The organism is Nocardiopsis baichengensis YIM 90130, assembly GCF_000341205.1.
GTDB classification, from domain to species: Bacteria; Actinomycetota; Actinomycetes; order Streptosporangiales; family Streptosporangiaceae; genus Nocardiopsis_A; species Nocardiopsis_A halophila.
The window spans coordinates 255019-272578 of record NZ_ANAS01000020.1 but is presented as its reverse complement, the minus strand read 5'-3'; the positions used below and the strand labels follow the sequence as shown (position 1 = coordinate 272578).

General features: G+C 73.7%; 18 protein-coding genes and 1 tRNA gene. 8 read left to right on the top strand and 11 right to left on the bottom strand.

The window, feature by feature from the left end:
• Positions 1–88: 88 nt before the first annotated feature.
• Positions 89–2755 carry a protein translocase subunit SecD gene (secD, locus tag C892_RS0117895; protein ID WP_026124462.1) on the top strand — a complete coding sequence of 889 codons (2667 nt, stop codon included), beginning with the start codon at positions 89–91 and terminating at the stop codon, positions 2753–2755.
• 96 nt (positions 2756–2851) lie between these two features.
• On the opposite strand, the gene rsmI is transcribed toward secD, so the two are convergent.
• On the bottom strand, positions 2852–3679 hold the full coding sequence (gene rsmI / locus C892_RS0117890) for a 16S rRNA (cytidine(1402)-2'-O)-methyltransferase (RefSeq protein WP_017558300.1): 828 nt from the start codon (positions 3677–3679) through the stop codon (positions 2852–2854).
• A 163-nt stretch (positions 3680–3842) separates the two neighbouring features.
• On the opposite strand from rsmI, the gene C892_RS0117885 reads away from it, so the two are divergent.
• On the top strand, positions 3843–5474 hold the full coding sequence (locus C892_RS0117885; RefSeq protein WP_017558299.1) for a dolichyl-phosphate-mannose--protein mannosyltransferase: 1632 nt from the start codon (positions 3843–3845) through the stop codon (positions 5472–5474).
• Between the two features lie 332 nt (positions 5475–5806).
• On the top strand, positions 5807–6010 hold the full coding sequence (locus C892_RS0117880; RefSeq protein ID WP_017540722.1) for a cold-shock protein: 204 nt from the start codon (positions 5807–5809) through the stop codon (positions 6008–6010).
• Here C892_RS0117880 and C892_RS0117875 read toward each other — a convergent pair.
• Entirely contained in the window at positions 6007–6897 is an 891-nt protein-coding gene (locus C892_RS0117875) for an ion transporter (RefSeq protein ID WP_017558298.1), read from the bottom strand. The genes C892_RS0117880 and C892_RS0117875 overlap by 4 nt on opposite strands.
• Positions 6898–7128: 231 nt before the next feature.
• Between C892_RS0117875 and C892_RS0117870 the strand changes: the two genes are divergently transcribed.
• The gene (locus tag C892_RS0117870) at positions 7129–7446 is read left to right on the top strand and encodes a sec-independent translocase (RefSeq protein WP_017558297.1); all 318 of its coding nucleotides are present in this window, start codon (positions 7129–7131) and stop codon (positions 7444–7446) included.
• A 90-nt stretch (positions 7447–7536) separates the two neighbouring features.
• Here C892_RS0117870 and C892_RS0117865 read toward each other — a convergent pair whose 3' ends face one another.
• The 9 genes from C892_RS0117865 to galU all read right to left on the bottom strand — a co-directional run bounded on the left by C892_RS0117865 (position 7537) and on the right by galU (position 14852).
• Entirely contained in the window at positions 7537–8103 is a 567-nt protein-coding gene (locus C892_RS0117865) for a hypothetical protein (protein ID WP_017558296.1), read from the bottom strand.
• Between the two features lie 237 nt (positions 8104–8340).
• The gene (locus C892_RS0117860) at positions 8341–8562 is read right to left on the bottom strand and encodes a hypothetical protein (RefSeq protein WP_017540726.1); all 222 of its coding nucleotides are present in this window, start codon (positions 8560–8562) and stop codon (positions 8341–8343) included.
• 574 nt (positions 8563–9136) lie between these two features.
• Positions 9137–9210, bottom strand: a tRNA-Ala gene (locus C892_RS0117855).
• A 76-nt stretch (positions 9211–9286) separates the two neighbouring features.
• The gene (gene sepX, locus C892_RS0117850) at positions 9287–10072 is read right to left on the bottom strand and encodes a divisome protein SepX/GlpR (RefSeq protein ID WP_017558295.1); all 786 of its coding nucleotides are present in this window, start codon (positions 10070–10072) and stop codon (positions 9287–9289) included.
• A gap of 623 nt (positions 10073–10695) precedes the next feature.
• A complete protein-coding gene (locus C892_RS0117845; protein ID WP_026124461.1) occupies positions 10696–11331 on the bottom strand; it encodes a GNAT family N-acetyltransferase in 636 nt (211 codons plus the stop codon).
• 141 nt (positions 11332–11472) lie between these two features.
• Positions 11473–11997, bottom strand: coding sequence for a MogA/MoaB family molybdenum cofactor biosynthesis protein (locus tag C892_RS0117840; protein ID WP_017558294.1), 525 nt, complete (start codon positions 11995–11997; stop codon positions 11473–11475).
• On the bottom strand, positions 11994–12548 hold the full coding sequence (moaC, locus tag C892_RS0117835) for a cyclic pyranopterin monophosphate synthase MoaC (protein ID WP_017558293.1): 555 nt from the start codon (positions 12546–12548) through the stop codon (positions 11994–11996). The genes C892_RS0117840 and moaC overlap by 4 nt, the downstream gene beginning before the upstream one ends.
• Before the next feature lie 131 nt (positions 12549–12679).
• Entirely contained in the window at positions 12680–13897 is a 1218-nt protein-coding gene (glp, locus tag C892_RS0117830) for a molybdotransferase-like divisome protein Glp (protein WP_017558292.1), read from the bottom strand.
• A gap of 22 nt (positions 13898–13919) precedes the next feature.
• Positions 13920–14852, bottom strand: coding sequence for a UTP--glucose-1-phosphate uridylyltransferase GalU (galU, locus tag C892_RS0117825; protein ID WP_026124460.1), 933 nt, complete (start codon positions 14850–14852; stop codon positions 13920–13922).
• A 160-nt stretch (positions 14853–15012) separates the two neighbouring features.
• On the opposite strand from galU, the gene C892_RS0117820 reads away from it, so the two are divergent.
• From C892_RS0117820 to C892_RS0117800, 4 genes are all read left to right on the top strand, one after another.
• On the top strand, positions 15013–15597 hold the full coding sequence (locus C892_RS0117820) for a 5-formyltetrahydrofolate cyclo-ligase (protein ID WP_026124459.1): 585 nt from the start codon (positions 15013–15015) through the stop codon (positions 15595–15597).
• Between the two features lie 163 nt (positions 15598–15760).
• A complete protein-coding gene (locus C892_RS30710; RefSeq protein WP_083934407.1) occupies positions 15761–16159 on the top strand; it encodes an FmdB family zinc ribbon protein in 399 nt (132 codons plus the stop codon).
• 179 nt (positions 16160–16338) lie between these two features.
• Entirely contained in the window at positions 16339–16989 is a 651-nt protein-coding gene (locus C892_RS0117805) for an SAF domain-containing protein (RefSeq protein ID WP_017558289.1), read from the top strand.
• 107 nt (positions 16990–17096) lie between these two features.
• Positions 17097–17525, top strand: a complete 429-nt coding sequence (locus C892_RS0117800; protein WP_017558288.1) for an MscL family protein — start codon at positions 17097–17099, stop codon at positions 17523–17525.
• Positions 17526–17560 lie beyond the last annotated feature (35 nt).

Sequence of the window (17560 nt, the reverse complement as noted above, 5' to 3'; positions counted from 1 at the left end):
GACCGCGGTCGGCGGGGCCCTCGTGCGCCCGGGCCCGGACGGCCCGGAAAGGACCGGGAAACGAAGACGCACCTGAAGAGGGAGTGCATTGTCCACACAAGCGGGAGCGGGCTCGCGCTGGTTGCGCGGGATCATCTCCCTGATCATCGTGCTCGGCGCCTTCGGCGCCGCGTGGTTCATTCCGCCGAAGCTGGGGCTCGACCTCAGCGGCGGCACCCAGATCGTGCTGCAGACCCAGGAGGGCGAGGACGGCACCGAGGCCAGCGCCGAGAACACCGACAAGGTGATCGAGGTGCTCCGCCAGCGCATCGACCGCCTGGGCGTCAGCGAGGCGACGATGTCGCGCTCGGGCGACGACCGGATCATCGTCGAGCTCCCGGGGGTCCAGGACCCGACCGAGGCCGCCGAGATCATCGGCCAGACCGCCCAGCTGACCGTGCGCCCGGTGCTCGGCGTCGAGGCCTCCCAGGGCGGCATGGGCATGGGCATGCCCGGCGCCGGCGGCGGGGGCGCCGTCCCCGGTGGCGGCGGCGACAGCGCCCGCGCGCCCCAGGACGCCCCCGAGGAGGAGGGCTCCGGCGAGGGCTCTGAGGACGGTTCCGAGGAGGAGGGCTCCGAGGAGGACCTCTCCCAGTTCGACCAGGGCCAGCAGGGCCAGCAGGGCCAGCAGGGGCAGGGCGGCCAGCCGCAGGACATGTCCGCCCCCGACCCCGACAAGGTCGAGGAGACCCTGCCCGACGACCAGGGCCAGATGCTCCAGCTCGGCGACGCCGCCCTCCAGGGCGAGCAGATCTCCAGCGCCGAGGCGGTGCTCGACCAGACCACGCAGAGCCAGTGGCAGGTCAACGTCTCCTTCCAGGGCTCGGGCAAGGAGGCCTGGAAGGAGATCACCGGCGAGGCGGCCTGCAACCCGCAGGGCTCCCCGCAGCGGCGGATCGCGATCGTCCTGGACGACCGGATCATCTCCGCGCCCGAGGTCACCACCGACACCGCCTGCGACGTCGGCCAGACCACCGGCCAGACCACGATCACCAGCTCCACCTTCGACTCGGAGTCGGCCGAGGAGCTGGCCGTGCTGATCGAGGGCGGCTCGCTGCCGCTGCCGGTCACCGAGATCCAGCGCCAGACCGTGGGCCCGACCCTGGGCGCCGACGCCATCAAGGCCAGCTTCATCGCCGGCGCGGTGGGCATCGCGCTGACCGCGCTCTACATCACCGTGTCCTACCGCCTGGTCGGCTTCCTCGCCTCGCTGGCGCTGGCCTGCTACACGCTCATCGCCTACGCGGCGCTGGTGGCGCTGGGGGCCACCCTCACCCTGCCGGGCCTGGCCGGGTTCGTGCTCGCGATCGGCATGGCGATCGACGCCAACGTGCTGATATTCGAACGCGCCCGCGAGGAGTACCAGCAGCAGAAGAAGGTCTACGAGGCCAACAAGTCCGCCGGCATGGCCGACGCGACCGACGCCGAGACCCAGCAGGCCGAGGCCGGGGTGCTGTCCCGGCGGCGGCGCCGGGCGATCCCGCCCAACCTGCAGAAGGCGTTCGTCCAGGGCACGCAGAAGGCCTGGAGCGCGGTGCTGGACACCAACATCACCACGCTCATCGCCGCCGCCCTGCTGTTCTTCCTGGCCTCGGGCACCGTCCAGGGCTTCGGCGTCACGCTGGGCCTGGGCACCGTCGCCTCGATGGTCTCCGCGCTGGTCATCGCCCGCGTGCTGGTCGAGTGGGCGGTGCGCCGCAAGGTCGTCCGCAACCACCCGGCCTTCAGCGGCCTGGGCAAGATCAGCCGGGTCCGCCAGTGGCTGCTCGACCACGGCCCGGACCTGATGAAGCGCGGCCGGCTGTGGCTGACCATCGCCGGGCTCATCGTGGCCGTGGCCGTGGCCGGCATGGTGGTGCGCCCGCCCAACTTCGGCGTGGAGTTCACCGGCGGCCGGGTCATGGACTTCACCACCACCGAGCAGATCAGCCCCACCGAGGCGCGGCAGATCGTCGCCGAGGAGGGCGGCCAGCCCAACGCGGTGGTGCAGGAGTCCGGCGACGGCGACATCGCGGTGCGCACCGGACCGATCGACGACGCCGAGGCCCAGCAGGTCCAGGACGCGCTGGCCGACGCCTCCGGAGGCGCGGAGAAGGTCAGCGACGAGAAGATCGGGCCCAGCCTCGGCGACGAGCTGCGCAACAAGGCGCTGCTGGCGCTGGTGGCCGCGCTGGTGCTGCAGATGATCTACCTGGCCTGGCGGTTCCGGTGGTCGTTCGGTGTGGCGGCGATGCTGTCCCTGGCCTTCACACTGATGGTGGTCATCGGGACGTTCATCTGGCTGGGCAAGCCGATCGACGGGGTCTTCCTCGCGGCCATGCTGAGCGTGATCGGGTTCTCGGTCAACGACACGGTCGTGGTCTTCGACCGGATCCGCGATGAATGGGCCCGCGACAGCGAGTCCCGGTTCCGCCGGATCGCCAACACCGCGATCCTGAACACCATCCCGCGGACGGTGAACACCACCATCGGCGGTGTGTTCATCCTGGCGACGCTGGCCCTGTTCGGCGGCTCCACGCTGCAGGACTTCTCCATCGCGATGCTCGTCGGCCTGGTGACCGGCGTCTTCTCGACGGTGTTCGTGGCCTCTCCGCTGGCGGAGTGGCTGCAGCGCTTCGACAAGACCCCGCCGCCGCACGTGGTCAAGGAGAAGAAGGCCAAGCAGCGCAAGGACCAGCGCGCCGCCCGCGACAACAGCGACGGCGCCGTGGTGTGACGGACCGGCGGCGGCCCCGCGCCGCCGCCGCGCACGGCCAGGGGGGCGTCCGAGAGGGCGCCCCCCTTCCCGTGTCCGCCCGCGCCCGGGCCGTCCTCAGATCCCGTGCACGGCCGCGTACACCTCGCGCTTGGGCACCCCCAGCTCGCGTGCGGCCTCCTGGACGGCCTGCTTGCGCGGCACCCCGCGGGCCTCCAGCTCGGCGACGGCCGCCACCAGGTCGTCCGCGCCCAGTGCCTCGCGCCGCTGCGGGGCGCCCCCGACCACCACGGTGATCTCGCCCTTGACCCCGCCCTGTGCCCATTCGGCCAGGTCGGCCAGCGTCCCCCGGCGGACCTCCTCGTAGGTCTTGGTCAGCTCCCGGCACACCGCCGCCCGCCGGTCGCCGCCGAACGCGCGCGCCATCGCCGCCAGGGTCCCGGCCAGCCGGTGCGGGCTCTCGAAGAACACCAGGGTGCGCCGCTCGGCGGCCAGCTCCCCGAAGGCGCGGTCCTGCCCCTTGCGCGGTGGGAACCCCTCGAAGCAGAACCGGTCGGTGGGCAGGCCGGAGAGCACCAGCGCGGTCGTCACCGCCGAGGGGCCCGGGATCGCGGTCACCCGCACCCCGGCCTCGGCGCAGGCGGCCACCAGCCGGTAGCCCGGGTCCGACACGCCGGGCATGCCGGCGTCGGTCACCAGCAGCACGTCCCGTCCCGCGCGCAGCTCGGCCAGCAGCTCCTCGGAGCGCCGCGCCTCGTTGGCGTCGTAGTAGGAGACGATGCGCGCCCCGGCCTCGCCTCCGGGCCGGATGCCCATCCGCTCGGTGAACCGCCGCAGCCGCCGGGTGTCCTCGGCGGCGATCAGCGGCGCCTCCTCGATGGCCGCCAGCAGCCGCGGCTGGGCGTCCTCCCCGTTGCCGATGGGGATGCCGGCCAGCGTCAGCACGCCGGCCCCTTCCGCCGGTGCGGCGCCTGGCGCCGCTGCAGGCCCGTCGGTCACTTATCGCCCCCGGTGTTAGACGCTACGGTTGGCACTGCCCGGTTGGCACTGCCCCAGGGCCGCCGGTCCGGCACGGCCACCCGTCCCCGACCCGACTATAAGAGCCGCGATGACCACCACTGCACCGCCCGACGCGGCGGACCCCGCTCCCTCCACCGCGCGCGTGCAGGCGCGACCGCAGCCCCCGATGCCCCGGCCCTCGTGGCCCGGCTGGGCCGCCGCGGTCGCGCTCGCCCTGTTCGCGGGGGTGCTGCGGTTCGTCCGCCTCGGCCAGCCGGCCGAGATCTACTTCGACGAGACCTACTACGCCAAGGACGCCTTCGCCCTGTGGCGGTTCGGCTACGAGCACGAGACGCTCGACAACGCGGACGAGCTGCTGGCCCAGGGGGTGCACTCCATCTGGTCCGGGGGGCCGGACTTCGTGGTCCACCCGCCGGTCGGCAAGTGGATGATCGCGCTGGGCGACCAGGCGTGGGGGCTGCTGCCCTTCGGCACCTCGATGAGCCCGGAGGGATGGCGGGTGGCCTCGGCGCTCGTGGGGGCGCTGACCGTGCTGCTGATGGTGCGCGTCGCCCTGCGCATGACCCGGTCGTGGATGCTGGCGGCGGCCGCGGGACTGCTGCTGGCCCTGGACGGGCTGCACTTCACCATGAGCCGGCTGGCGATGGTGGACGTGTTCGTCACCTTCTGGGTGCTGGCCGCCTTCGCCTGCCTGCTGATCGACCGGGACCGGATGCGGGACCGTCTGGCCGCCGCGCCCGGCGCGACCTGGCTGGGCCTGCGGTGGTGGCGCCTGGCGGCCGGCGTCTGCCTGGGCCTGGCGGTGGGCACCAAGTGGAACGCGCTGTTCTTCATGGCCGCCTTCGGGCTGCTCACCGTGGCCTGGGACTACGGTGCGCGGCGCAGCGCCGGGCAGCGCCGCGGCGGGGGCCTGCGCGACCTGCGCCTGACCTGGCTGCTGTTCGACGCGATCCCCGCCTTCGTGCAGACGGTGGTCGTCGGAGCGGTGGTCTACACCGCCTCCTGGGCGGGCTGGTTCGCCTCCTCCGACGGCTACGGCCGCCACTGGGGGGCCGAGAACGCCGGTCCCGGGGTCTCCGCCCTCCCCGGGTGGCTGGAGGGCCCCGTCAACGCGGTGCGGAGCCTGATCCACTACCACGCGCAGATGATGGAGTTCCACAACGGGCTCTCCGAACCGCACGACTACGCGTCGCGGCCCTGGGAGTGGGTCGTCATGCGCATTCCGGTGGCGTTCTTCTACGACGGGGAGTCCGGGGGCTGCGGAAGCGAGAAGTGCTCCTCGGCCATTCTGAGCATCGGCACCCCGGCGCTGTGGTGGATCGGCCTGATCGCGCTGGCCGTCATGGTCGGATGGTGGGCGACCTACCGCGACTGGAGGGCGGGGGCGGTGCTGCTGTGCACGGCCGCCGGCTGGCTCCCCTGGTTCGCCTACCCCGACCGCACCATGTTCGTCTTCTACGCCCTGCCGTTCCTGCCGTTCATCGTTCTGGCCATCGTTCTGATGCTCGGACTGGCGATGGGCGACGGAGAGAAGGGCGCCGCCTACCTGCCCGCCCGCCGGGCCCTGGGCGGCGTTCTGTTCGGCGTGGTGCTGCTGCTGGTGATCGCCAACTTCGCTTTCCTGTATCCCGTCCTCAGCGCGGAGAGCATCCCCTATGAGCAGTGGGCCGAGCGGATGTGGTTCGACACCTGGATCTTCGGCAGCGGCGGGGGCGGCTGACCGGCCGGGAGCGGCGCGCGGCGGCCGCCCCCGGCAGCCCGGGCGGGCACCGGGGGCGGCCGCATGACAGGGCCGGAAACAACGTCCGACGAACGGTGAAAATTCCAATTCTGTCCTCGGGATTTTCACACGGAAAGCTCTCGGCACGGACGGGGGCGACTGGTAGTCTCAGGCCCGGTTGCGGATGCGGTTTCCACGGTTAGCTTCGGCGCCTCGCGAAACTTCGCGCGGGCGCCGGTCGTTTGGGCAGGAGACTCCCGGGGGCGGGCGCCCAGCAACCCGGGACCAGCAGGGTGCGGTCCCGTTTGTAGTCCCCAAAGGGAGAGCGAATAATGGCTCAGGGCACCGTGAAGTGGTTCAACTCTGAGAAGGGTTTCGGGTTCATCGCCGTCGAGGGCGGCGGCCCGGACGTGTTCGTGCACTACTCGGCGATCGCGGGTACCGGCTTCCGGAACCTGGAAGAGAACCAGTCGGTCGAGTTCGAGATCACCCAGGGGCCGAAGGGGCCGCAGGCCTCCAACGTGCGGTCGCTCTAAGAGCTCCCGAACGCTCCTGAACTCGGCCCTTCGCCCGGTCTCCGGGCGGAGGGCTTCTGCTGTGCCTCCCCCGCCACCTGAGCCCGCAGCAGGGCGACCTGCTCGGTGAGCGCGTCCAGGCGGGCCACCACGTCCTGGTGCTGCTCCAGCTCCAGCTCCTGGTCCTCGCGCCACCGCTCGGCGTTGACCTCCTGCTCCAGCGCGGTCACGACCACGCCGATGACCAGGTTGAGGATGACGAACGCGGTGACCACCATGTAGCCGACGAAGAACACCCAGGCCGCGGGGTGCTCGGCCATCACCGCGTCGGCGACGTCCGGCCAGTTCTCCGTGGTCATCACCATGAACAGGGTGAACAGTGAGGTGCCCAGGTCGCCGAAGTACTCCGGGGCGGTGCGGGAGAACAGCTTCTCGGCCAGCACCGCCGAGGTGTAGACGGTGATCAGCAGCAGTCCGATCACCGTGCCCATGCCCGGCACCGCGCGGAACAGCGCACTGACGATGTGGCGCATCTGCGGCACCACGCTGACCAGCCGCAGGATGCGCAGGATCCGCAGCAGGCGCAGCACCGAGAAGCCTCCCGTGGCGGGGACCAGCGCGATGCCGACCACGAGCATGTCGAACCAGTTCCACGGGTCGCGGAAGAACCGCGCGCCCCGCGCGTACCCCTTCAGCAGCAGCTCGGCCGCGAACAGGCCGACGAACGCGGTCTCGGCGGCCCGGAACCAGGGCTCCCAGGCGCGGAACAGCCCGTCGTAGGTCTCCAGCCCCAGGGAGACGGCGTTGAGGACGATGAGGACGATGACCGTGTTCTGGAACCACGCGGCGTCCACGATCCCGGCCGCGCGGTCGCGCAGTGTCGGCTCGCCCAGTATCGGCTCGCTCACCCTTGTCTCCCCCGCCCCGAGGCGCCTTCGGCTTCACCGGACGGGGCACCACCCTAGCCGTCCGGCGGGAGCCGAGCGGTGCGAGGACGACGATTCCGCCCTTACCTGACCGACCGCAACACTCGGGGCGGGGTCGGAGGCAGGGGGGTGGGCCGTAACACCTCTCTCTCAGAGGGGCTAACCTGCATGGGGTACCGGCAGGTGAGCCGGGGGGCCGACGGAAGGAAGGGCATGTTCAACATCGGAGCGGGGGAGTTCCTCGTCCTCGGCCTGCTCGCGATCCTGGTCTTCGGCCCCGAACAGCTCCCCAAGGCGGCCCAGCAGGTCGGACGGGTCCTCAGGCAGCTGCGCCGGATGGCCGACAGCGCCAAGAGCGACATCCAGGAGGGCCTGGGCCCGGAGTTCAAGGACTTCGACGTGCAGGACCTCAACCCCAAGCGCTTCGTGCAGAAGCACTTCTGGGAGGCCGAGGACGACGAGGAGGAGAACCGTCGCCCCGTCTCCCAGCTGAACGGGCGGCGCCCCCCGTTCGACGACGAGGCGACCTGAGGGCGAATTCTCCGGTTCCCCCGATTCCTCTGATCCCCCGGGCCTCCGCGCAGGCCTCCCGACGGGAGCCTTCACAGGATCGGCCGGCGGTCAGCCGAAAAGCAGCACGATGAACAGGAACAGGCCGCCCAGCACGACCGAGGCCACCAGGATCACCGGGGAGCCGAACAGTGCGATGAGCAGTTCGGCCAGCAGGGTCCCGCCCAGCGCCGCCGCCGGCCACACCCACCGCGGGCCGGGCTCCCAGCCGTTGCGCCGCTCCCGGGCCAGGGAGACCGCCGCCGCGGTGCCCACGCCCGCCCAGAACAGCAGGTGCCAGAAGGCCCGGGTGGCCGGGTCGATGTAGTCCGCCGCGCTGCCGGCGGCCATCACGAACAGCACCGTCACCGCGACCAGCCGCGCGTGGCCGCCGCCGCGCAGCTCCGGGATGCGCTTGCGGCGGGCCGGGGTGCTGCGGCGGAACGGGGTGCCGGCCACCGGCTCCTCGGCGGGTCCGTCCCCGTCCGGCTCCGGCACGGCCCGCCACCGGGGCGCGTCGGCGCCCGGGAGGTGGTAGCCGCCGGGGAGGGCCTCGGTCTCGGGGTACTCGGTCCCGCCCGGGTACTGCGGGCGTTCCGGGCGGTCCGCACCGCCCGCGGGGTGGGGGCGATCGGTCACGGTGCCTTCCTCTGACGGCTCACGCGGTCTGCGGCGGCCCGACTCCGATCGGCGGTCGGCCGCGGGCGTCCTCGTCTGCTCCCTACCCCCGGGGCGCGGGGGGCAACCGGGCCCGGAAACGGCCGAGCCCGGCCCGGTTGGTCCGGGCCGGGCTCCGACACGGGGACCGGGGCGCCGTTCACGGCCTCCGCCGGTCGGTCGTGCGCGCGCGCCGCCGCGTCCCCTGCGCCGTCCGGGTCACTCCTCGTCCGACAGGAGCCTTTCGACGATGTCGATGGAGGCGTCACCGATGGTGTCGGTGCTCCACCAGCTCCACCCCGACCACCAGCTCCAGCCGGCCGCCGCGTACCGGGTGACGCCGACCTCCGAGGAGGCGGCCTCGTCCGCGGACGCGGGGAGTGAGGCGCCCGTGACGGCGGCTCCGGCTATGGCCGCGATCACGCAGATCTTCTTGAGCACAACACACCTTTCACTCGTCTCGTCGTCCATCCCCGTAAATAAGATGACCTATCGGTCACAGCACGCACAAGACCCAGATGCAAATATTAATGTCGACCTAGGCCCTATTTCAGACCATGTGGCGAATAGTCCGGAACGACAATGGCTCCCGGTCGGCCGCGTGGGCGCCTCTGGACCCTCGATCACCTCTGTGACCGGCATGAACAGCGTTTCGCACGGATCCGGACCCGCCGGAGGGTGGGAAACTCCGCCACCCCTGAAGACCGTCCGCGCGCGGTGCCGGCCCGTCGGTGCCGGGACTTTCGTCGACCGGCGCCGGTGACCGGCGGACGGTGAATTCCCCCGCTTCCCGGGGTAAATTCAGCGCATGTCCCGAACTTATCGCACCCGCGGCGTTCGGGAGGGGTGCTCACCGGGAAAGATCCCTCTTATCGGCCCGGAGGGCCTGCGGAGGCGCCCGGTGCGGGACCATCGTCCCCTGCGCGCACCGGCACCGCTCCGCCGACACGCGGGCGGCCCCGGATGCGACGAAAGCCTGGCCCCCGGGATTCGGGAACCAGGCTTTCACCTGCTGTGGAGCTGAGGGGATTTGAACCCCTGACCCCCTCGATGCGAACGAGGTGCGCTACCGGACTGCGCTACAGCCCCTCAAGACGTTCTCAACCTTAGCAGCTCCGCAGGAGTGCTCCGAACGCCTTCGGGGCGCGCGGGGCGCCGCGCGCCCTCAGTCGCCGACGGCGCGCTGGTGGGCGTCGGCGTACTGGTCGTAGACCTCCTGCTCCCGAGGGGCGGGCATGTCGATGACCTCGGCCGTGCGGGCCCTGCGGGCCTCCTCCGCGCGGCGGAGCGCGGCGGCCCGGCGCCTGCGGCGATCCCGCTCGGCCGCACGGCGCTCGGCGTCGGCCTTGGCGGCCTCGCGCAGCAGCACCAGGTGCCCGGCGAGCAGCAGCACCGGAGGGGCCAGCACCCACCACGGGCCCAGCCCCATCGCGACGGCGGTCCCGGTCCCCGCCAGGAGGGTGCACAGTGCGAGCGTGCGGCGGCGGCGCCGGGCGATCACCCGTGCCCGGGAGGGCCCGGCCGCGGGGTAGGCCTCCCGGCGGGCCGGTGCGCCGCGGGGACCGGCCCTGCGCTCCCGCCGGCCGACGCGGTCCGCGCCCTCGCCGCCGGAGTCGCCGTCGGGGTCCCCGGCACCGGCGCCGTCGGCGTCGTCGGCCCCCCCGCCGCCGTCACGGCCGCCGCGACCGGGGTCGGGACCGTCCGCGTCGCCGTCGTCACCGTCGCGCGGCCCCGGGAGGTACTCGTCGTAGGACAGGACCCGGGTGCGGTCGGGGTCCTCGTCGTCGTCGGCGTCCTCGCGGCCGCCGTCCTCCTCGCCGGGGCCGGCGCCCAGGTCGGTGTCGGGTTCGGCGCCCGGCTCGGGGCCGGCGCCGTCGCGCCGCAGCAGCATGGGGACCAGGACGATCAGCCAGACGAGGACAATGGCCAAGTACAAGGCAGAGCTGTTCATGGCCCCTCCTTGCACCGCCGGTCACCGGACACTCCCAGACGCCCCGGCGACGCCGCTCCCCGCATACGGCCGGGCTCCGGCACCGCGGCCCGTCCGCAGCCGGCTGCGCGGCTCAGCGTTCCATGCGCCGTCCCCCATGCGCCGTATGCACGTGTTACCGACATCGTTGATGCGTCTACGTTCCGCACGGTACGACCGAGTGTCCGTAAATGCGCAATATTCGGACCGGAGTGTCGTGAGATTGCAGTCTTCCTCTTCCTCGGCCACCTCCTCCGCGAGGAGAAACGAAAGCGGGCGCGGCGGCCGCCGCGCCCCCGGCGCCCCGCGCCCGGCCCGTCGAGGGACCGCGGCGCCGGTTCCGGTGATTATCCCGCGCCCGGCCCGCCGCCGACAGGGCTTCGGCGAGGCGGCCGGGAGGTCGTCCACCGCCCCCGGCTACGCGGGGCGTCGCCATGGTCGCACAGCGCGGACGCTTCCGGTTCCCGGCACCGCTGCGGGCGAGCCGTTCGGCACATGCCAGGGGTTTCCGGCCGCGTTTCGCGCCCGGTGCCCGGCCGGGAGCCGCCCGTCGGCACCCTTTCGGGCGCCGGACCGGCGCCGCCTCCCGGGGGGCGCCGCCCCTGTCAGGAGGAGCGGCCCTCGGAGGTCATTCCGCCGTCCCGGCTGCGCCAGCGCGTGAGCAGCCCGTTCGGGACGTCCTCGACGGTCAGCGCGTAGCAGATGTGGTCCCGCCAGGCCCCGTCGATGTGCAGCTGGCGGCGGCGCACGCCCTCCTCGCGGAAGCCCAGCTTCTCGGCGACCCGGCGGCTCGCCCGGTTCTCCGGACGGATGTTGGCCTCGATGCGGTGCAGTCCGACGGTGAAGAAGGAGTGGTCGACGGCCAGGGCGACCGCCGTGGGGGTGACCCCGCGGCCGGCGACCTCCCGGTCGATCCAGTAGCCCACCTGCGCCGACCGCGCCGACCCCCACACGATGGCACTCACCGTCAGCTGCCCGGCGAACCGCCCCTCGTAGGTGACGGCCCAGGGCATGGACAGCCCCTGCCGGGCCTCACGCCGGATCGCCTGGAGCATGGCCACGTAAGGGGTGAGCGAGGAGGTCTGCAGCGGCATCTCGGGGTGGGTGGGCTCCCACGGGCGCAGCCAGTCGGCGTTGCGCACCCGCGTCTCCCTGAGGGCGCGCGCGTCCCGCACGCGCAGCGGCCGAAGCCCTACGGGCCCCTCAGCGAGCGTGACGGGCCAGCCGCGAATCCGACTCAACGTCGCTCGTCCTTTCCGGCGCCTCGCGGGCCTGTCCGGTTCCGGGCGCCGCGCCGGCCGCCCCCGGGCCTGGGGTCCCCGGTCGGTCCCGGGCGACACGTCCCAGTATTCCACCCCGGCCCCGGAGCGGCGCGCCGCCGCTCACGCCCCCGTGGCGGACCGCGGGTGGTCGCCGCCGCGCATCTGCTCGATGGCGTGGGCCAGCACCGGGGCGAGCACCTCCATGCCGTCGCGGACCCCGCCGCTGGAGCCGGGCAGGTTCACGACCAGCATCCGGTGGCCGTCCCCGGGGCGCTCGGCGATGCCCGCCAGCCCGCGCGACAGGATCGCCGAGGGCACCCCCTTCTCCCGGCCCGCGGCGCGCATCGCCTCGGGGATGCCGGGGATCTCGCGGGCCAGCAGCGGCCGGGTGGCCTCGGGGGTCGCGTCGCCGGGGGTCAGGCCGGTCCCCCCGGTGGTGAGGGCGGCGTCGTACCCGGCGTCCAGGGCCCGCCGCAGGGCCTCGGCCACGGGTTCGCCGTCGGGGACCACCCAGGGGCCGTCGGCCTCCAGCCCGGCCGAGCGCAGCGCCTCGGCCAGCACCGGCCCGGAGCGGTCGGGGTAGACGCCCGCGGCGGCGCGGTTGGAGGCGGTCACCACCACGGCGCGGTAGGCCTCCCCGCTCACCGGCGCCCCTCGCCCCCGGCCTCCCCGGGGGCCGACGCCGGGCCGTCGGCGGGGCCGTCCGCAGGGCGGGTCCAGTGGCCGGTCTTGCCGCCGGTCTTCTCCTCCACCCGCACGTCGGTGACCACGGCCGCCGGGTCGATCGCCTTGACCATGTCGACCAGGCCCAGGGCGGCGGCCGTCACGCAGGTGAGGGCCTCCATCTCCACGCCGGTGCGGTCGGCGGTGCGCACGGTGGCGGTGATGAGCACGTCGTCCTCGCGGACCCGCAGGTCCACGTCGGCCCCGTGGATCGCGATCGGGTGGCACAGCGGCACCAGGTCGGGGGTGCGCTTGGCCGCCTGGATCCCGGCGATGCGGGCCACCGCCAGCGCATCGCCCTTGGGGACGGTGCCGCCGCGCAGGGCCTCGACCACCTCGGCCGAGACGCGGACCCGGCCGGTGGCGGTGGCGGACCGGGCGGAGACGTCCTTGGCGGTCACGTCCACCATGCGGGCGGCGCCCGCCGAGTCGAGGTGGGTGAACCCGGAGGGGTGGGGAGTCGATGCGGACATGGGACCGAAGGTATCCCACCGGTGCCCGCCGTGCAGGTCCCGCGGTCGGCGGAGCGGCAGGCCCCGGCAGGCGGCGCGCCCCCGGCCCCGCACCGCCCTGAAGCAGGACCCGGAAACCGGCGCGGCGGCCCTCAGGGCCGCGGCAGCCGCAGGACCTCGACCCGCGCCCCCTCGGGCAGGCCCTCCTCGTCCTCCGGGACGACGGCCAGGCCGTCGGCGCCGGCCAGGGCCGACAGCTGGTGGGAGGCCTGGCGCGAGGCGGGGACCGCGAGCAGGCCCTCCTCCCCCTCCTCCAGGTGCACCCGCAGATAGGAGCGGCGGCCGGGGGGCGAGGAGACCGGCGCGGTCAGGCGCGCGGCGACCGAGGGCAGCGGGTCGGGGTCCCGTCCCTGCATGCGGTGCAGCGCCGGGAGCAGCAGCACGTGGAAGGAGACGAACGCGCTCACCGGGTTGCCCGGCAGGGTCACGATCGGCACGGCGTCCTCGCCCACGGTTCCGAACCCCTGCGGCTTGCCCGGCTGCATCGCCACCTGCTCGAAGCGGACCGTGCCCAGGGCGGACAGCGACTCCTTGACCGGGTCGTAGGCGCCCATGCTCACCCCGCCCGTGGTGACCACGATGTCGGCCTGGAGCAGGACGTCGTCGATGGCCTCCAGGACGGCGGACGGCTCGTCGCCCACGAAGGCGTGCCGGTGGCCCTCGCAGCCGGCCTCGATCGCCGCCGCGGTGAGCATGTAGCCGTTGGACTCCCAGATCTGGCCGGGCGCCAGCGGCTTGCCCGGCTCGACCAGCTCCTCGCCGGTGGAGAGCACCGCCACCCGCGGCCGCGGCCGCACCGGGACCGTGCGCCGCCCGACCGAGGCGAGCACCCCCAGCTCGGCGGCGCCCAGGCGGGCGCCGGCGCGCAGCACCGTGTCCCCCTCGCGCACGTCCCCACCGGCCCGGCGGACCGCGTCGCCGGCCGCGGCGGGGCGGCGCACGGCCACCTCGGCGCGGCCCCCGTCGGTCCACTCCACCGGCACCACGGCGTCGGCGCCGGCGGGCATCGGGGCGCCGGTCATGATGCGGGCGCAGTACCCGCTGCGCACCGCGTACGCCCCGGGGTCCCCGGCGGCGATGTCGCCGACCACGGGCAGCCGCACCGGCTCCCGCCCGCCGGCGGCGGCGGTGTCGGCGGCGACCACGGCGTAGCCGTCCATGCCGGAGTTGTCGAACGGCGGCAGCGAGACCGGGGCCGTCACGTCCTCGGCGAGCACCGCGCCCTGGGCGCGCAGCAGGTCCAGCTCGATCGGCGGGACCGGTCGCACCAGCCCGAGGATGTCGGATATGTGCCGCTCGACGCTCTTCATCGGTCCCCTTTCGCCACCGGTGTCACCCCGGCTGCGCGCCGGGGTCCTGCGCGGCCGCGAACTCCCGCAGCCACGGAACGAACTCCGCGGCGAGGTCGGGCCGCGCACACGCGAATTCCACCACAGTGCGAAGGTAGTCGACCTTGTTTCCGGTGTCGTAGCGCTGGCCCCGGAAGAGCACGCCGTGCACCGGGCCGCCCTCGTCCGGCTTGCGCCGGGCCAGCTCCCTCAGGGCGTCGGTGAGCTGGATCTCGCCGCCGCGCCCGGGCGGGGTGTCGCGCAGGACGCCGAAGACCTCCGGGGCGCACACGTAGCGGCCGATGATCGCCCAGCGGCTGGGGGCCGACTCCTGCGGCGGCTTCTCCACCAGGTCGGTCACGTGCACCACGTCGGGGTCCTCGGTGGGCTCGATCGCCGCGCAGCCGTAGAGGGAGACCTGTTCGGGCTCGACCTCCATGAGGGCCACGACGCTGCCCCCGCGCTCGGCCTGCACGTCGATCATCCGCTTGAGCAGGCCCTCGCTTGCGCCGATGAGGTCGTCGCCGAGCAGGACGGCGAAGGGCTCCCCGGCCACGTGCGCGTCGGCGCACAGCACCGCGTGGCCCAGCCCGCGCGGCTCGCCCTGGCGGACGTAGTGCACCTGGGCCAGCTCGCTGGACTCGCGCACCGAGCGCAGCCGCTCGGCGTCGTCCTTGGCCCGCAGCGCCTCCTCCAGCTCGTAGGCGCGGTCGAAGTGGTCCTCGATGGAGCGCTTGCTGCGGCCGGTGACCATCAGGACGTCGTTCAGGCCGGCGTCGACCGCCTCCTCGACGACGTACTGGATCGCGGGCTTGTCGACGATCGGCAGCATTTCCTTGGGGGTGGCCTTGGTCGCCGGAAGGAACCTCGTGCCGAGTCCCGCGGCCGGGACCACGGCCTTGGTCACCCGGGGCAGGGAGTGTCGCGTATCCGTCATGAGCGCACTCTAGGACACCGAAAGGCCGCTCCCGGGCCGCAGCGCGCGGGCTGACCTGGGGATCCGGGCGAAACGCCCGGTCGTGCGGGTGTCGGCCGTACGGCGTTCACCGCCCCTTTCCCCCCTTCTCACACCGGCGCTTCCTGCCAGACTTGCGCGCATGGACGCTGATGCGAAGGCGGAGAAGGAGCGGCTGCGCAGGCGGTTGCTCGACGCGCGCGCGGGCCTGTCCCCGGAGCGGCGGGACCGCGCGGGGTCGGAGCTGCGCGACGCGGCGGCCGAGGTGCCCGAGCTCGCCACCGCGGGGACGGTGGCGGTGTACTACTCGGTGGAGGACGAGCCGGACACCCGCAAGCTGGTGACGATGCTGTGGAAGCGCGGCGCCTATGTGCTGCTGCCGGTCTTCCTCCCCGACCGCTCGCTCGACTGGGCCGCCTATGACGGGCCCGAGAGCGTGGCCCCCGCGCGCTTCGGGCTGCTGGAGCCGACAGGGCCCCGGTACGGCACGGACGCGATCGCCCGGGCCTCGGTGGTGCTGGCGCCGGCGCTGGCGGTCGACCGGGCGGGGCTGCGGCTGGGGCGCGGGGCGGGATGCTACGACCGCGCGCTCTCCCTGGTCGGGCCGAACACCCTCACCCTCGGGGTGATTTACGACACAGAGTTCGTGGACGCGGTTCCGGCCGAGCCCCACGACCGGCCCGTGGACGGGGTCCTCACCCCGCAGGACGGCCTCCGCCGACTGTGACCTGGCGGGAAGCGGGCGGGGAGCGGAACACCCGGGGGCGGGGCCGCGTTGCATCCACCGGCGACACGGAGCCGGGCGTGTCGGCCCCCGAGGTCGCGGGCGTGCTGATCAACCGCGTACTATTTAGCAGTCGACGGGCGAGAGTGCCAGCAAGGAGGATCACGTGCCTACATACCAGTACGTCTGCACCGAGTGCGACGAACCGCTGGAGGTCGTGCAGAAGTTCAGCGACGATTCGCTGACCACCTGCCCCTCGTGCGAGGGGCGCCTCCGCAAGGTGTACTCGGCGGTGGGCATCGTCTTCAAGGGCTCGGGCTTCTACCGCACCGACAGCGCCAAGACCTCCGACAGCTCGGCGATCACGGGATCCTCGTCCTCGAACGGCGAGGCGTCGTCCTCCTCGAACGACTCCTCCTCCGAGAGCACGCCGTCGGGCACGTCGTCCGCCCCGTCCTCGTCCTCGTCGAGCACCTCGTCGTCGAACGGCTCCTCGGGCTCCTCCTCGGGCTCCGGCACCTCCTCGTCGTCGAGCAGCGCGCCCGCCAAGGCCGCCTCGACCTGATCCGCCGCGCGGCCCGGCGGCCACGTCCCGACCGGTACGCCGCGCCGCCCACGGCTCCGAAGGCCGGGACCCGCTCGCGGGCCCCGGCCTTCGCCGTCTCCCCCGCCCCCTCAGGCCCGGCCGTCCACAGCCCTGCGGCCGCTCCCCCGCCGCCCCGGCGGGCGGCCTAGGGTGCCCGCATGACGCTCCGGCGACGGACCGCCCTCGCCCTGGCCCGCCACCGCGGCGCCCTCGGGACGCTGTGCGCCGCCCTCGCACTGGCGGGGGCCGTCCTGCTGCTCCGCCCGGTCCCCGACGACGCGACCGCGGTGGTCGTCGCCGCACGCGACCTGTCGCCGCTCGACCCGGTCTCCGCCTCCGACGTGGAGGTCGGCGCGCTTCCCTCCTCGGCCGTGCCCGCAGGGGCGCTGCGGCCCGGCGAGGAACCGGTGGGCGGCGCACTGACCGGTCCGGTGCGGCGCGGGGAGGTGCTCACCGACGCGCGGCTGTCCGGCCCGCCCGCCGCCGGGTACGGGCCCGGCACGGTGGCGGTGCCGGTGCGGGTCGCCGACGCGCAGGCGGCGGCGCTGGTCGCCCCCGGCAGCCGGGTCGACCTGGTCGCCGCGGAGCCGGCCGCCACGGCACCGGACCAGGGCTGGGCGGGCGAGGGCGGCGGGCCGCCGCCCGAGGCCGCCGTACTGGCCGAGGACCGGCCGGTGGTCGCCGTCCCCGAGGGCGGCCCGGACGCCGCGGGCGGGGCGCTCATCGTGGTCGCCGCCGCCGAGGACGAGGCCGCGGGGCTGGCGGCGGCGTCCGCGCGCGGCGGGGTGGCCCTGACGATCCGCAGTTGACCGATGACCTGGCGTAGTGAATCCTGTTCCGCGCGGTTCCGGCGCCCCGAGCCCCCGGGCGCCGCAGACGAGGGCCGCAGATGTGAACGGGATGGGACGACCGACCGATGGATGGTTTCAAGAAGTTCCTGCTCCAGGGCAACCTGGTGCAGCTGGCGGTCGCCGTGGTGATCGGCGCCGTCTTCTCCGAACTGATCACGGCCTTCACCGAAGGCTTCATCACCCCGCTGCTGGGGATCTTCGGAGGCATCCCCGCCTTCGGCGAGCTCTACTTCGAGATCAATGGCAGCCGGTTCCTGTACGGCAGGTTCATCGACGCGCTGATCGGCTTCCTGCTGACCGCGGCGATCCTGTACTTCTTCGTCGTGATGCCGGTCGCCAAGCTCATGGATCGGATGAGCAAGGCCGAAGAGGCGACCACGCGCGACTGCCCGCACTGCTTCAGCGAGATCAGCCGCAAGGCCGAGCGCTGCCCGCAGTGCACCTCGCAGGTCACCCCCGACGCGCTCGGACCGGAGCAGCCCGCCGCCACCTGAGCGGAGGGGCGGGGTCCACACGGCCCCGCCCTCCG